This is a genomic window from Bacillus pumilus, from assembly GCF_003431975.1.
In the GTDB taxonomy this organism is placed as follows: Bacteria; Bacillota; Bacilli; order Bacillales; family Bacillaceae; genus Bacillus; species Bacillus pumilus_N.
Genome location: NZ_CP027116.1, coordinates 497,352 through 512,992 on the forward strand (window position 1 = coordinate 497,352; position 15,641 = coordinate 512,992).

Below are 15,641 nucleotides of genomic sequence, written 5' to 3' on the forward strand. Positions count from 1 at the left end.
GCAAAAGCACTAACAAGCGCCATGGACGCAAGGGCAAAACACTACCAGGAACTCCGTGAACAAATGGTAGATTTAAAAAAAGCACTTCAAGGCGTGGCAAACCTCGGTGATGACTTCACAGGAAAAGGTGCTGATAACATTAAAAGCTTCTACAAAGAGCTCGCCGGAAATGTAGACATGTTTATCAGCTTCATTGATAAGCAAAAATGCTTTCATGAAGGTGTTTCTGGAACACTTGATGATACAAACTTTGGCGGTGACACCTTTGTAGAAGAACACTTTTTAGACAATGCAGTACATATGGGAATCAAGAATGCCAAAAGCATCGTAAAGGATCAAAAAAAGGCACTCAAAACGATTTTTCAAGACATCGACGACCTCATTTCTCTAGAGGTATTTGACAGTAAAACCTTTGATGAAAAGATTGCAGAAGCGGAAGATGAACGGAAAAAGACGGTTAAAGATTTAATAGAGCTTGATCAACATTTAAAAGATGAATATGCTTTGTCAGAGACTGAGGAGAAGGCTACAATGGCATTGTACGCAGAAATGATGAATGCGACAAATGACGGAAAAGCGATTTCTCCGATGAATTTTGACAAGAAAGCGTATCAAAATAGTGAAATCTACAAGGCAAAAAGCGATATTGAGAAGCAAACTTCTGAATATCTGCAAATCAAAAAAGAACAACAGGAAGCCCGCGAGATCGCAAAGGAACAAGAAGCCCTCGCCAACCGTCCTTGGCATGAAAAAGCACTCGATTATGGCGGAAATATCGTCAATGAATTGACAGGTGTGAACGATGCAAAACGTGCTGCTACAGGCGTTGACCCGATCACAGGCGAAGAACTCACCGCAGGACAGCGCGTCGCCGCAGGCGGTATGGCAGCAGCGGGCTATATCCCAATCGTCGGCTGGGCAGGACGCATTTTCAAAGGCGGGAAAGCTGTCTATAAAACAACTCAAGCCACATCAGCCGCAGTCAGAGCAGTCGACATCTACAAGACATCACAAAAATCCTTTGACGCCTTAAAAACATCTCAAAAAGGCTTATATGGCCTCACCGCCACCAACGGCTTCAGCGAAGCGATTACGGGGCGTGATATGTTTGGAAATAAGGTCTCGAAAGAACAGCAGGAAGCGAGTATGAATGCGGCGCTGGGAATGCTTTTGCCGTTTGGAGCGAAGGGAATTAAAAGTAATTTAGATACCATTAATAAGCCCAAATATATACCGAAAGATATAAATGGTAAAAATGCGGGTCTACCAAAATACGAGAATGGGAAGTTAATCAATGGAACCGTCCATAAACCAGATTCACAGTTTCCTCATACGCAAATTGGTTATAGGAAAGGGCGTAAAGAGGGGTACATTCAAACCCTCGAATGGGGAAAAGATGGTACACCGATACAAAGAACAGATTGGACGAATCATGGTAGAGGTGATCACACAAATCCCCACTCGCATCCTGCGGTCTTTAAGGATGGGTCATGGAGTTTTAAAGAATAATTTGGAGGAGATATGAATGGGTGTAAAAGAATCAGAGTTTCTATTAAAAATAAGAGGTGTGGATTATTTTAACAATGAATTATCTTGCCTAGGAGATCAGCTTGCTGAGATTCTGTTGTGTATAAAGGAATTTAAACAGGATTATCAATGGTATGTATTTGATGTCTTTGGTTCGACTCACTCTTCTCTTTTTGAGCTATTTCCTAACCAAGATTTGGGCGTAATGTCAACAGACCAATTAATAGATAGTGTAAGACAAGTTGTTCAGTTTGAATCAGGTGTCTTTATAGGGTTTCAAAAAGGTTTACAGATAGAATGGGATTTGAATTCGATGCCAGAAACAGAAGAAGATGAAGGCATTCAACACTCTTTAGCTGATATTGAAATTCGAGCGTTTGATTTTTCTTATTTTGAAGTTTATGGTAACGATATAAAAATTGAGAAACATCTCGTTCATAATCTTAATAAGTGAGAGGATTTCGATACGTTGTTGAGTATAAATGTGGATCTTGAAAACCACATTTCATTAACCACTTGAAAGCTAGTAAATCACCACAAAAAAGGAGAAAAAACCATGCTATGGATTCTCACACAAAACCAACAAACTCTGATTCATGTTCAAGAAGTTTCAGTAAGCGGCAAAAAAATTGAAGGGATGATCATAGGTAGTACTTCTTGGGCAAAGATACTCGGCAAGTATGACTCAAATGATCGTGCAGCTGAGATCCTTCAAGACATGATGAAGAAGATTGAAGAACATCCAAATGCCGCGATGACATACCGAATGCCTCTTCAATAAAAAAGAAACCACCTTTTCGCGATGAAAAGGTGGTTTTGTTTATGAAGGTGTTTTTCCGAAAGCCAAAAATAAAGGGATGCCTGTGCCGACAAGGGTTGTGGCAAATAGGAACATACCGCAAATGAATAGGAAATGGCTGGCTGAAAAGACGAGTGCCAGAATGAGAAAGACGATGCTGAGTCCTACCATGCTATAGGATGGGACAAAGCGGCGTTTGTAGGTAGCTTTCTTTGTTAGGAACGAGAAGAAAATCCCAAATATTAAAGGGACAATCCATAAGTAAAATAAAATAATAAGAGACATACATCATACCTCGATTTTTTCCTTTTATTTTATCAGATACCGATCACAACGGATACGACAAAGCTTCACTTTGTAAAATAATTCATGCAATCGACACAATTAAGTGGGCTGATTCATTGAATGCGTTTTTTGTTTCATATATTCAGGCTGTAAAAGGGCATACACGCAATGATCGGTAAAGCGATCACCCAGCCATTCACATTGTCTCAAAATGCCTTCAAGTGAAAAGGATAATCGCTCTGGGATTCGTCTGCTTTTCTGGTTATCGACAGCAGCCCTGATCTCAATACGGTGCAGTCCACACTCTTCAAATAAATAGTGAATGACCGCTTGGCATGCTTTTGTCATGATGCCTTTTCCTTGATGGCCTTCTCCGAGCCAATAGCCGATTGACACGGTTCTATTGATCCAATGAATTTGGTGGGTGCCAATGATGCCAACGAGCTCTCCATGTGACCAGATCCCGGCTTGGAAACCGTTGCTTTGCATCGCTTGCTCCATAGCGCCTTGGATGAACGCCATACTGTCTTCCTCTGTCTGCGTTGAATCCACCCAAAGCATCCATTTCCGTAGATGTTCTCTGGATCGTTGGATGAGCAAAAATAGACTTCTTGCGTCTCTTGGCTCAAGCAGCCGCATGGATATCTCTTGATCCTGATAAAAAAACATATATCCACTTCCTCTCAGGGGAATTCTACCATAAGCAAATGGAAAGAAAAAGACAGCTCATCACTGTCTTTACATAAATGTATCCACAATTAAGAAGAGATTAAGTGCTACAACAAGAGCTGCTATCACCCAAGATATTCCTGTCACCCAGCGGGCATTCGTCAATTCGCCCATAATTCGTTTTTTACTTGTAAATAAAATAAGTGGAATTAAAGCAAAGGCAATACCAAAGGATAAGACGACCTGACTCATCACAAGTGCAGAGGTCGGATTCACTCCAGATGCAATGATTGCAATAGGAGGAATAATGGTAATCAACCGGCGGACATACAGCGGAATTCGGTATTGAATAAAGCCCTGCATAATGATATCGCCTGACAGTGTACCGACAGAAGAGCTGGATAATCCGGCAACCAGCAGTCCTACACCAAATAAGATCGCTGATACAGGTCCTGCGAGTGTACCAAAATGCTGAAATGCAACATCGAGATCTTCCACAAATAGACCATTTTTATAAAATAAAGCGGCTGCCACAATCAACATGCTGGCATTGATGGCCCCGGCGACGATCATAGCAATGAGGATATCTAAAAACTCAAAGCGGAAAATTTGTTTTTTTTCCTTTTCCGTTCTGCCTACGACTCTTCTTTGGGTTAAAGCTGAGTGTAAGTAGATTGCGTGAGGCATCACAGTGGCACCTAAAATTCCTGCTGCCAGCAGCACGCTGTCTGCGCCATCAAACTTAGGAATGAATAGTCCGCCAGCAACACTTGCAATATCTGGTTTGGCGACGAAGGTTTGCACAGCGAAAGCGATCACGACAACGAACAGCATGCCCGTAATACCTGCTTCTAATGCACGATATCCTCGTCTTTGCAGCTCTAATATCGCAAATGAACCGATGGCTGCGATAATGGAAGCTTCAAGCAGCGGGATTCGAAAGAGCAAGTATAAACCGAGGGCTGCCCCGATAAACTCAGCTAAATCCGTGGCAATAATCACCAGCTCTCCCTGAATCCATAAACCGATTGAAACTGGCTTTGGAAACTCTTCACGTGCGATTTCCGGTAAGTTTTTACCTGTCGCGATTCCGAGCTTTGCGGATAAGGATTGAATGAGCAAAGCCATGAGATTTGAAATGAGAATGACCCATAAAAGGAGATATCCATATTTGGAGCCCGCCGCAATGTTGGTGGCAAAGTTTCCTGGATCAATATATGCAATGGCTGCGATAAAAGCAGGACCAAGAAAAGGAAGAAGCCTTCTAAATCCTTTGACCTTTCCTTCAAGTGCACGTTCAGCTGCCGCTGACATGTGTGCCTGTGCCTCGATGTATTTGTTTGTCATATGTCATCACCTAGATTCTACAAAGTTTTGCTTTGGCACAAAAAGTTTCCTTGATGCAATTTTTAATCATCATATGCCCATCTTCATGAAAAGTCAACTATCTGAACTAATAGGTTTGTTTATCATATGTAAGTGAAAAGAATAGATACCTTGTCAATCCATCACATAAAAAACACCGCCTCATAGACGGTGTCCCTACTGCTTCCTCTGTTTTTCGTTTTTTTATGAAACCCTTGATCCAACACTGCGGAAGATCAGGCTTAAGATAATGACAAAGATCGCTGCTCCTAAGATTGCTGGAATGATCGCAAATCCTGCGAGACTAGGACCCCACGTTCCAAGTAATCCATGACCAATCCAAGCGCCTACAAGTCCGGCAATCATTGAACCGATCCACCCTCCTGGTACACTACCTCCAGCGAGTGCACTGCCAATAAGGCCGATGACAATCGCCACAACTAATGAAATCAGAAATCCTAACATGTTGATCACTCCTATTTTTTGTTTGTATTAAGCAATATCCGTTTTGAAAAAGTTTCAAACCTTTCGAAACCGCTTCAATGTTCTATACGTATGATGGACAAGGATTGTGTATAATAACAGACAAATACTTGAGCGGCATCTAAGGAGGCAAATGACATGGAGGAAAGAGAGTGGCTAAAAGCCCAATTAAAAGAGATTGAAAAGTGGGAGAAAGACCAGCAAAAGGTGTGGTTTTGGGAGAAACTCAGCCGCCTTCCATTTCAAATGCTGGACAAGCTGACGCCTGCCTTTATTCAGAAAAAAATCGGCGTGCTGTTAGATGAAATGGGACATTATATTCAAACAGGCGGTGCTTATTTGACATCAGAAAAAGGGATCATCCATCAATTTCAAAAGAAATGTGCCGATGATTCCATTCAGCGTATAGAAGATATTGAAAAAGCCCCTATTGAAATCATGGATGCCATTGGTGAACATATGGGGAAAAACAGGACCAATCTCGCTACGGTACAAGGTGCGACAACAGGTGTCGGAGGTATATTTACATTAGCGGCAGATATTCCTGCGGTACTTGGTCTCTCCCTTAAAACATTACAGGATATTGCCGTCACCTATGGCTATGATCCGAAAAATAAAGAAGAGCGGGTCTTTATCATAAAATGTCTACAGCTGAATTCTGCTGACGTCGTTGGGAAGAAATCGATATTAAAGGAGCTCAGGAGCTTTCATGCTTCAGAAGGAAAGCATGAAAACATGATCTCTCAAATCCAAGGATGGCGTGAGGTCGTATATAATTACCGGGATTCGTTTGGCTGGAAGAAGCTGTTTCAGCTTGTACCCATAGCAGGCATTCTGTTTGGTGCAGTCTCCAATCGATCACAGTTAAAAGGAATTGCCGAAACAGGCATGATGCAATATCGAAAGCGAAGAATTGTCACAAGATTAGACGAGCTCACGCAGCAAGAACAGAGTGAATCAGGTGCATAAAAAATCCCTTGTCCCAAAGGGATTTTTTATTTGTTTTCACCCTCTTCTTGAAAAGCACGGATCGGAGAATGATCATAACGTGCACGCAGCTCGCGAATCTGTTTGATTAAGGTGGAGTCAATGGTTTTTTCGGCTTCGTCATACAATGGATCAAGGGCTTTCACCCATTTTTTTCTTTCTGCTGGCGTCAATTTATGAATAGCAATCGTAGATTCCCGTTTAATGTCCTCCAGCTGATCTTTGTTCATCTGTTCTGCATGTTTTTCATTCCACGCTGTCGTTTCTTCCATGGCTTCAAGTAAAATTCGTTTCGTTTCAGGTGTCTGGCGGTCAAAGAAGGATTGATCTGTTAAGACCACATAGCCTAAATACCCGTGATTACTGATCGTCATATAGTCTTGTATGTGATAGAATTTTTTTGAATAAATATTTGAAATTGTATTTTCTTCACCGTCTACTTTCTTTGTTTCTAATAGCTGAAACGTTGAATTAAATGATTCCTGATAGGGCTTTGCGCCAAGAAGGTTGAATTGTTTTTCAATCATGTCACTTTGCATGATCCGGAGAGATTGGTTTTTTAAATCACCAGGCAGCTTAATAGGACCTTTATTAGAGGTAATTTGCTTAAAGCCATTTGTCCAATAGGCCATGCCTTTTAGTCCGTCTTTTTGCAGGGTGCCAAACAATCGTTGTCCAATTGCACCGTGTAAGCCTTCTTGCACAGCATCATAATTTGAAAAAGCAAAGGGAAGGTCAAGTGCCAGCCACTCAGGGGACAGCATGCCGAGCTTCGAGGTAGACGGAGCGATAAATTGAACTTGATTCTCTTTGAGTGCATTCATTTCTTCTATATCAGAATAAAGGCTCCCGTTGGAGAAAATTTGAATGCTGATCTTCCCATCGGATTTTTCGTGCACAAGCTCTGCAAATTTCTTTGCGGCAAGCCCCTTAGGTGTATTGTCTGCCACGACATGGCTAAATTTGAATACAAGCTGATTCTTCAGCCCGGTCTGCTCATCATCAAAGGTCGTCGCTGATTTTGGCATCATATGATAAAAACCAAAGTATAAAGCGGTTACAAAACCGATGATGAGCAGTAGTGTATAGGCGAGTAAATTCTTCATACGTCCGATCCCCCTTACGTCAAGCATACTTGACCGAGGAAGAATTCGTAAAGATACAGGTGAAAAAATGATGAGAAATCGATTGAAATTACAGCAATTATCTATTAGATGGAAGCTCACCATTCTTACATATTTTGTTGTCATTTTCGCCCTTTTAATCGGAGGAATTGTCCTTGTTGGGGGAATCCAGCAAACAGAGGAACGAGAGCTTCGGAAAAGGCTCATGAACACGGCGAGAACTGTGGCTGAAATGAACGAGGTGAAGCAGGCGCTAGCTGATCAAACAAAGGAACGTGACCGATTACAGCATGCTATCGAAGAGATTCGTATTATTCAAGACGCTGACTACATTGTTGTCATGGATATGGGTCATGTGAGATTAACCCATCCAGTGAAAACAAGAATTGGACAGCGCTCGGAGGGGACAGATGAAGAGCCTGCTTTTGCAGAGCATATTTATTTCTCAGAAGCAGAGGGAGAGCTTGGGACAGCCATCAGAGCTTTTTACCCAGTGAAGGATGATCAATTTAATCAAACTGGAGTTGTGCTTGTAGGGAGAACGCTACCAAGTATGGCGGATATATTAGGAGAAATGAAGCGGGATATCCTCATGATCCTTTTGCTGACGCTCAGCTTTGGACTTGTAGGTTCATTTTTACTCGCCCGTCATATTAAACAGCAAATGTTTAAATTGGAGCCGCATGAGATTGTCAGAATGCTAGAGGAACGCACCGCTACCTTTCACTCTATTAATGAAGGGGTCATCGCCATTGATAATCAGCATATGATCACCATTTTTAATGAGAAGGCGAAGCAAATTTTTAGCGTGACAGGGGATGTCGTGGGCCGGAATATTTGGGATGTGCTGTCTGATACAAGGCTTCCTGAAATCATTGACCGTGCAGAGCCTGTCTACAATGAAGAAATTCATATGAGCGGAAAGCGCATCATGAGCAGCCGGATTCCGATTGTGATGAAAAAGAAGATCATCGGAGCGGTCGCCATTTTTCAGGACCGGACAGAAGCGGCTAAATTGGCAGAGGAGCTAACCGGGGTCAAGAACTTTGTGGACGGTCTGCGGGTGCAAAATCATGAGCATATGAATAAACTCCATACCATCGCTGGGCTGATTCAGCTCGGTAAAGCCGATCAAGCGCTCGATTTAGCCTTTCAAACGACGGAAGAGCAAGAGCATGTGACGGACTTTCTCCACCGCGTCATTCAGCACGATGCCGTCGCAGGATTATTCATGAGCAAAATCAGAAGGGGCAAGGAGCTAGGCATTAAGGTCGAAGTCGACGAACATAGCTGTTTGCGTGATTTCCCTGAACGGCTAGATCAGCATGATATGACAAAGCTTCTCGGTAATCTGATCGAAAACGCCTTTGCTTCATACGAGTCTGTAGAAAGAGATACGAAACTCATTTCTATTAGTATTGATCAAACCGAGGATGTTCTCGCGATTTTAATTGAAGACAATGGCTCTGGGATCGAGGAGGACATGATTCCTTATATTTTCGATAAAGGCTTCACACATGGCAAAGAGGGCGGGACAGGTTATGGGCTGTATATTGTAAAAACGATTATCGACAAAGGGATGGGCAATGTAGAAGTCACATCAAGCATCGGCATTGGTACCACCTTCTCAATCGAATTCCCAATGACAATAGAGGAGAGAGACAGATGACTCAGATTAAGGTGCTATTAATTGAAGATGATCCGATGGTACAAGAAGTGAATAAAGAGTTCATTAAAAGTGTTCCTGGCTTTCAAGTTGCGGCCGTCGCAGGAAATGGAGAGCAAGGCATCCAGCTCATTAAAGAGATCCGTCCAGACCTTGTTGTACTCGATGTGTATATGCCAAAAAAAGATGGCGTTAAAACGCTTCAAGACATCCGAAAGCAAAAGATGCAGGTGGACGTGATCGTTATTTCTGCGGCAAAAGACAAAGAGACTATTGGCATCATGCTGCAAAACGGCGCACGAGACTATATCATCAAGCCGTTTAAGTTCGAACGTATGAAAGAATCACTTGAAAGCTATAAAGCATTTAAATCAAAAATACGTACAGCAGCAGAATTTTCTCAGGAGATGCTGGATGATATCATACGAAAGCCTGCTGTTAAACAGGAGGATACTTGGCTCCCTAAAGGGCTGAATGTGCATACGATGAATGAAATTAAAGCGTATATGAGTTTGCAAGATGATCCTCAGTCAGCAGAAGAAGTTGCCAATGCACTCGGCATTGCGCGTGTCACAGCACGCCGGTATTTAGACTTCCTTGTAAAAGAAGGTGAGCTGAAGTTAGATATGCAATATGGTGGGGTTGGACGGCCTGTGAATAAATATATCGTACATTCTGACTAAAAGACCAAAAAGACCAAAATGTACGATATGTTCATAAGCTTCACAGCCTTTGGTGAAATCGCTATCATTTATCTACAGATAAGAGTTAAGCGTTTACATCAAAGGGTGAGGGAGTTGATTTTTTATGAAGAGGCTTTTGAAGAACCTGACATTTCAGGTGATTGCAGCTGTCATTATCGGGATCATTGTCGGGATGGTTTGGCCAAACGTCGGAAAGGAAATGAAGCCACTTGGTGACACCTTTATCAATGCTGTTAAAATGGTCATCGCGCCGATTATTTTCTTAACCATTGTTCTTGGTATTGCCAAGATGGGGGATATGAAAAAGGTTGGAAAAGTTGGGGGAAAAGCATTTATTTATTTTGAAGTCGTTACGACGCTTGCGCTGGTCATCGGACTTTTTGTCGTAAATATGATGAAGCCGGGTGCAGGTTTGGACTATAGCAAGCTTGAAAAAGGGGACGTTTCACAATATACCCAAAACGGGGGACAGGGTATCGACTGGATGGAATTTGTCACACATATCGTGCCTTCTAACATGGTAGACGCCTTTGCGAAGGGGGATATTTTACAGGTCTTATTCTTCTCTATTTTATTCGGTGTTGCGCTTGCTGCACTTGGCGAAAAGGGGAAAGGAATCATTGAGTGGCTTGATAAGCTGTCACTCGTTTTCTTTAAAATCATTGGATATATTATGCGTGCTGCCCCGCTCGGTGCATTTGGGGCAATGGCTTATACGATCGGACACTTTGGTTTGGCATCGATTAAACCGCTTGCGAGTCTGATGCTCTCCGTTTATATGACCATGTTCCTGTTCATCTTCGTTGTGCTGAACATCATTTGTAAAATGTATGGATTCAGCCTGTTCGGTTATTTGCGGTTTATCAAGGATGAAATCCTAATTGTTCTAGGCACAAGCTCCTCAGAATCTGTGCTGCCAAGAATGATGGATAAAATGGAACGCTACGGGTGCTCAAAGTCTGTTGTCGGCCTTGTTATTCCGACTGGGTATTCCTTTAATTTAGATGGCACCTCGATCTATTTATCGATGGCTGTCGTTTTCTTGGCGCAAGTGTTTGGTGTAGATCTATCCATCGGTCAGCAGATCACGATTATACTTGTTCTGATGCTCACGTCAAAAGGGGCAGCTGGAGTAACAGGAAGCGGCTTTATCGTATTGGCATCCACACTTGCGGCACTTCAGGTCATTCCGTTAGAGGGGCTTGCCCTGCTGCTTGGTGTAGATCGATTCATGAGTGAAGGAAGAGCCATTACAAATCTCATTGGAAATGGAATCGCCACAATTGTTGTCGCGAAAAGTGAAGGTGAATTTGACGAAGCGAAGAGCAAAACAGCGCTTCAGGAAATGCGGAATATGAAGCAGGCTGTATAGTATAAAAACAACCAAAAACCGAAACCTTATGTTCTACATGGGGTTCGGTTTTTTCTTGTGTAAAAAAGAAAAAACATAAAAGCTTGATAAATTTAGGACGAATCGTAAGACCTCATTGACCTTTTATTATATAATTTACAGAAAGATCCGATATAATGTATATCAGATCCAATGAAAAATAGACTTTAGTCCTGGCAGGTGTGTAACGTAATGGCGGCATTTTTTAAATTGTTCGAAAAACCCGGTGTTAAGCGGTTTTCAGTATTTGTAGTATTAGCTACAGCTCTATATCTATTAAGAGGAATGATGAATTTAATTCTCTTGACCTTCATATTCACCTTTTTGATGAATCGGTTAGAAGAGGTCATTAGAGGTTTTTTAAGTCACTTCCTGAAAATAGGACAGAAATCGGTCATTACCATTTTGTATATCCTTCTGGCTGGTGGATTGACGTTTGGCGGATTCGTGTTTGTGCCAATTATCGCCAAACAGGTGGAACAGCTATTTCATTTAGGAAAGAAAATTGCAGATCATCCACAAGATTTACCCTTCTTTGATGTCATCACGAACGTATTCGGAGATTTTAAAATATCAGCTTACTTTGAGAAAGGGTTTAATTTCCTCTATACATACTTAACAGATTTCAGCACGTTCAGTATCCAGGTCATTATGTCCTTAATATTAAGCATGTTCTTCCTGTTCGAAAAGGAACGCCTCATTCAATTCATGAACAAGTTCAAAACGAGTAAAATCTCTGTCTTCTATCATGAGATCGCCTTCTTTGGACGTAAGTTTTCCAGAACGTTTGGAAAAGTACTTGAAGCACAGTTCATTATTGCAACCGTTAACTGCGTTTTAACAACGATTGCGCTCGGCATTATGGGGTTCCCGCAGTTATTTGGATTAGCAGTCATGGTCTTTTTACTAGGCTTAATCCCAGTCGCAGGTGTGGTCATCTCGCTTATTCCACTCAGCATCATTGCGTATACGCTTGGAGGCGGCATGTACGTCCTTTATATTGTGCTGGTGATCGTCATCATCCATGCCATTGAAGCCTACTTCTTAAACCCGAAACTCATGTCAGCAAAAACAGAACTCCCTATTTTCTTCACATTTATTGTGCTGATTTTCTCTGAACACTACATCGGAATTTGGGGACTCATTATTGGTATTCCAATCTTTGTGTTTATCCTAGATATTTTGGAGGTCACCAACAAGGAGGAAAGTCGTTAAAAAGTTCAATTGAACCTGTTTACAATTTTCCGAAAATAAGGTATAAATAGTATGAAAATATCATAATAACCACACGCTTAATCCTTCTAAAGGAATGGGGGACCCACTTTTTTTGGGGTGAATTTTTCTACGAGTAGAAAAAAGGACATCTCTTCGTCCTAACCCGTCAGCTAACCTCATCAGCGTGAAGAGAGTAATCGGTGGTATATGTAAAGACACGCAGACCCACGAGAAAACTCTCTCGTGGGTCTTTTTGACGAGGAAGGGGAGATTTTATTGAAGCTGGCTACAAAAATTATTATTGCCCTTATTGTAGGTGCAATCACGGGACTGTTGCTTAACATTTTCGCTCCAAATGTATTCAAAGTGTTAGATCCTTATCTATTCACACCTCTAGGTCAAATCTTCTTAAATCTAATCAAAATGCTAGTTGTGCCTATCGTCTTCTTTTCCATTACACTTGGTGTGGCAGGCCTCGGCGATCCAAAAAAGCTTGGCCGAATTGGCGCAAAAAGCATCTTATATTTTCTACTCACCACAACATTCGCTATTATCATTGCGATGTCTTTGGCATTATTGATTAAACCAGGTTCCTTTGGTTCATTCGATACAAAAGGTGCAGAATACGAACCTCAAGAAGCACCATCTACGACGGATACTTTATTAAACATCATTCCATCAAATCCAGTTCAATCTTTAGTCGAAGGAAATATGCTGCAAATCATTGTATTCTGTGTTTTTTTAGGACTAGGAATTGCCGTGCTAGGCAAAAAAACAGAAGGATTACTCAAGATATTAGAACAGGGCAATGAACTTATGATGTACCTTGTAGGAATGGTCATGAAATTCGCTCCATACGGAACATTTGGTTTAATTGTGACGGCGATTGGGAGTCAAGGTCTTGATGCCATTAAAGCCATGGGGCTGTATTTTACAGTGGTGCTAGTAGCGCTATTGGTGCATTTCTTTCTCACATACGGCTCAACGTTGGCTTTATTTGCAAAACGAAATCCATTCACATTCTTTAAAGACTTTTCACCTGCGATGGTCGTAGCCTTTAGTACGTCTAGCAGTAGTGCGGTTCTCCCTGTATCAATGGAAACCGCTCAAAAGAAACTGAAAGTACCTGAGCCGATCTCTAGTTTTGTACAGCCGTTAGGCGCTACGATCAATATGGATGGAACAGCGATTATGCAAGGGGTTGCCACCATATTTATTGCACAAGTGTTTGGTGTCGAGCTAACGCTGTTGCAAATGCTCACAGTTGTATTAACCGCTGTATTAGCCAGTATTGGGACAGCTGGTGTACCGGGAGTTGGCTTAATTATGCTCGCGATGGTCTTGAATTCGGTTGGGCTTCCAGTCGAAGGCATTGGGCTTATTCTTGGAATTGATCGCCTATTAGATATGGCAAGAACAGTTGTCAATATTACAGGTGACGCAGCATGTGCGGTGATCGTGACAGAAACTGAAAAAAAACATGAGAAAGACACAGTATCACCGAACCTATCTATGTAATGTGAAAGAAGGGCTGACTGGATCAGCCCTTTTTTTCATGGAGTCCCTGCTCCTGCGTGATATACTTTTAACAGAACGAGCGGCCATTCTTGCCGCCATAGGCTTTACATGAGAAGGAGGAACCACGTTGCAGTCTGCTGTTTTAAAAGTAGAGAAAGTTGATAAACGAATTGGTGGGAACATGATTCTACAAGATATATCTATAGAAATAGGGAAAGGAGAAATAGTCGGATTATTAGGACCAAATGGATCTGGAAAAACGACCTTGATTCGCTTAATCGTTGGCTTGATGAGAAAAAACAATGGCCGAATCATGATCAATGGATATTCACAGGATGAGGATTTTCAACAAGCGATGTCATCTGTTGGTGCGATTATCGAAAATCCTGAATTTTATTCGTATTTAACGGGCTTTGAAAACCTTGAACTGTATGCGGCGATGCACGATGGAGTGACAGAGGAGCGTATACAGGAAGTGGTGGAAAGAGTTCGTCTGGAACACGCCATTCATCAGAAGGTGAAGACGTATTCATTGGGGATGAAACAAAGGCTTGGGATTGCACAAGCCATATTGCATCAGCCGAACCTGCTCATTTTAGACGAACCGACAAATGGACTTGATCCTGCAGGAATGAAGGAATTCAGGGAACATTTGCAAATGCTCGTACAAGAAGAAGGGACGTCCGTGTTATTCGCCACACACCTATTGCATGAGGTAGAAGAGCTATGTGACCGCATGATTATCATTCAAAAAGGACAAATCAAAGCCAGTGCCAAGCTCCAGGACACGGAGGGGAAAGAGCAAATACTAATGAATATTCAGCCAGTGGAAAAGGCCGCTTCATGGCTCTCCACGCAGGCGTATACATATGAACGAAATGGTGAGCGTGTATTACTTCAATTAAACAAAGAACAAGTGCCTGAGCTGAACAAACAGCTTGTGCTGGCTGGGTTTGATGTACTTGAAATGACACCTCAAAAGCCATCAATTGAAGAGACATTTATGAAATGGACGGAAGGCGGGACGGCAGATGCTTCAACTCATCAAGAATGAGCATAAGAAAATGATGAGGAAAAAGATCACATTCATTGCACTTGGATTGATCGTTGTTTTCCAATTGGCTATGGCTTTAACGCTGAAACGAGTCATTTCAAGCTTTGGTGGACAAGACACCGTCGCCAACTATTTTGGTTATTCCACGAACGTCGTGTTTATTTTACAGGTACTAGCTGTAGTCATAGGCGCGACCTTGATCTCAACAGAATTTCAAAAAAGGACGATCAAGTTTTTATTGATCCGGCCGAAAACAAGGCTGCAAATTTTTCTGTCAAAATATATGACACTTGTGCTGACAGTCATATACTTGTTTGTTTTTTATTATGTATTGGCTTTTCTATTTGGCCTGATGTTCTTCGGTACTGAATTTGATGAAAGTACGGGACGTTTATTTCAGCATACGTTTGCTGTCATCGGATCTCAGTGGGTAGAAGTCATCATGATGGCAAGCTTCGCTTTTATGTGCTCCAGCTTGTTTAGGAACAGTCTCGTTGCACTTGTGACCTCGTTTTTTGTTTTATATGCGGCGAAATCACTAGTTCCCATCATGTCTCTTTTAGAAAATCAGTGGGGGAAAATCCTGCTTTTTGCTAATACGAACTTTACTCAGTACAGCTTTCAAGGTCCGCCGCCTTTTCATGGCATGAGCCCTTTGTTTTCTCTATTTATGGTAGGCGCACATTTTGTTTTCTTTGTTGGCACGGCTTGGTTTCTTTTCTGGAAGCGTGATGTAAATGTGTAAAAATTGTGTCAAATAACAAGAAAAATTCGTGACATCTTTGTGAAAACGAATCTGCATTTCACGATAACCGGCTGATTTTGTCTTATAATAAGAGGGAGTCATGGAGGTGG

16 protein-coding genes and 1 riboswitch are annotated in these 15,641 nt (G+C 41.9%); of the genes, 11 read left to right on the forward strand and 5 right to left on the reverse strand.

The window, feature by feature from the left end; all coding sequences use genetic code 11:
- Positions 1 to 21: 21 nt before the first annotated feature.
- From C5695_RS02365 to C5695_RS02375, 3 genes are all read left to right on the forward strand, one after another.
- Positions 22 to 1,509, forward strand: coding sequence for a ribonuclease YeeF family protein (locus C5695_RS02365; RefSeq protein ID WP_233230789.1), 1,488 nt, complete (start codon positions 22 to 24; stop codon positions 1,507 to 1,509).
- A gap of 16 nt (positions 1,510 to 1,525) precedes the next feature.
- Entirely contained in the window at positions 1,526 to 1,981 is a 456-nt protein-coding gene (locus C5695_RS02370; RefSeq protein WP_117728838.1) for a hypothetical protein, read from the forward strand.
- Positions 1,982 to 2,083: 102 nt separating this feature from the next.
- Positions 2,084 to 2,308, forward strand: a complete 225-nt coding sequence (locus tag C5695_RS02375; RefSeq protein WP_117728839.1) for a hypothetical protein — start codon at positions 2,084 to 2,086, stop codon at positions 2,306 to 2,308.
- A 39-nt stretch (positions 2,309 to 2,347) separates the two neighbouring features.
- On the opposite strand, the gene C5695_RS02380 is transcribed toward C5695_RS02375, so the two are convergent.
- The 4 genes from C5695_RS02380 to C5695_RS02395 all read right to left on the reverse strand — a co-directional run bounded on the left by C5695_RS02380 (position 2,348) and on the right by C5695_RS02395 (position 5,110).
- Positions 2,348 to 2,611 carry a response regulator gene (locus C5695_RS02380; RefSeq protein WP_117728841.1) on the reverse strand — a complete coding sequence of 88 codons (264 nt, stop codon included), beginning with the start codon at positions 2,609 to 2,611 and terminating at the stop codon, positions 2,348 to 2,350.
- 99 nt (positions 2,612 to 2,710) lie between these two features.
- A complete protein-coding gene (locus C5695_RS02385) occupies positions 2,711 to 3,280 on the reverse strand; it encodes a GNAT family N-acetyltransferase (RefSeq protein WP_117728843.1) in 570 nt (189 codons plus the stop codon).
- 69 nt (positions 3,281 to 3,349) lie between these two features.
- Complete coding sequence (locus C5695_RS02390; protein ID WP_034663985.1) at positions 3,350 to 4,627, reverse strand: Nramp family divalent metal transporter; 1,278 nt, start codon at positions 4,625 to 4,627, stop codon at positions 3,350 to 3,352.
- Positions 4,628 to 4,849: 222 nt separating this feature from the next.
- A complete protein-coding gene (locus C5695_RS02395; RefSeq protein WP_039176683.1) occupies positions 4,850 to 5,110 on the reverse strand; it encodes a GlsB/YeaQ/YmgE family stress response membrane protein in 261 nt (86 codons plus the stop codon).
- A gap of 156 nt (positions 5,111 to 5,266) precedes the next feature.
- Here C5695_RS02395 and C5695_RS02400 point away from each other — a divergent pair, with 156 nt between their 5' ends.
- Positions 5,267 to 6,097: an EcsC family protein gene (locus tag C5695_RS02400; protein ID WP_117728846.1), complete on the forward strand. Its 831-nt coding sequence runs from the start codon at positions 5,267 to 5,269 to the stop codon at positions 6,095 to 6,097.
- 26 nt (positions 6,098 to 6,123) lie between these two features.
- Here the strand turns inward: C5695_RS02400 and C5695_RS02405 are convergent, their stop codons facing one another.
- Positions 6,124 to 7,221: a DctP family TRAP transporter solute-binding subunit gene (locus tag C5695_RS02405; protein WP_117728848.1), complete on the reverse strand. Its 1,098-nt coding sequence runs from the start codon at positions 7,219 to 7,221 to the stop codon at positions 6,124 to 6,126.
- A gap of 67 nt (positions 7,222 to 7,288) precedes the next feature.
- Between C5695_RS02405 and C5695_RS02410 the strand changes: the two genes are divergently transcribed.
- From C5695_RS02410 to C5695_RS02440, 7 genes are all read left to right on the forward strand, one after another.
- Positions 7,289 to 8,908 carry an ATP-binding protein gene (locus C5695_RS02410; protein ID WP_410369221.1) on the forward strand — a complete coding sequence of 540 codons (1,620 nt, stop codon included), beginning with the start codon at positions 7,289 to 7,291 and terminating at the stop codon, positions 8,906 to 8,908.
- Entirely contained in the window at positions 8,905 to 9,588 is a 684-nt protein-coding gene (locus C5695_RS02415; RefSeq protein ID WP_117728852.1) for a response regulator, read from the forward strand. The genes C5695_RS02410 and C5695_RS02415 overlap by 4 nt, the downstream gene beginning before the upstream one ends.
- 124 nt (positions 9,589 to 9,712) lie before the next feature.
- Positions 9,713 to 10,981 carry a C4-dicarboxylate transporter DctP gene (dctP, locus tag C5695_RS02420; protein WP_117728854.1) on the forward strand — a complete coding sequence of 423 codons (1,269 nt, stop codon included), beginning with the start codon at positions 9,713 to 9,715 and terminating at the stop codon, positions 10,979 to 10,981.
- Between the two features lie 210 nt (positions 10,982 to 11,191).
- Positions 11,192 to 12,214 (forward strand): AI-2E family transporter, encoded by a 1,023-nt coding sequence (locus tag C5695_RS02425; RefSeq protein WP_117728856.1) that lies wholly within the window; start codon positions 11,192 to 11,194, stop codon positions 12,212 to 12,214.
- A gap of 64 nt (positions 12,215 to 12,278) precedes the next feature.
- Positions 12,279 to 12,413, forward strand: a riboswitch (cyclic di-AMP (ydaO/yuaA leader).
- Between the two features lie 77 nt (positions 12,414 to 12,490).
- The gene (locus C5695_RS02430) at positions 12,491 to 13,732 is read left to right on the forward strand and encodes a dicarboxylate/amino acid:cation symporter (RefSeq protein WP_187441858.1); all 1,242 of its coding nucleotides are present in this window, start codon (positions 12,491 to 12,493) and stop codon (positions 13,730 to 13,732) included.
- 127 nt (positions 13,733 to 13,859) lie between these two features.
- Positions 13,860 to 14,786: an ABC transporter ATP-binding protein gene (locus C5695_RS02435; RefSeq protein WP_117728860.1), complete on the forward strand. Its 927-nt coding sequence runs from the start codon at positions 13,860 to 13,862 to the stop codon at positions 14,784 to 14,786.
- Positions 14,764 to 15,531: an ABC transporter permease gene (locus tag C5695_RS02440; RefSeq protein ID WP_117728862.1), complete on the forward strand. Its 768-nt coding sequence runs from the start codon at positions 14,764 to 14,766 to the stop codon at positions 15,529 to 15,531. Before C5695_RS02435 ends, C5695_RS02440 begins: the two co-directional genes overlap by 23 nt.
- Positions 15,532 to 15,641: the final 110 nt, after the last annotated feature.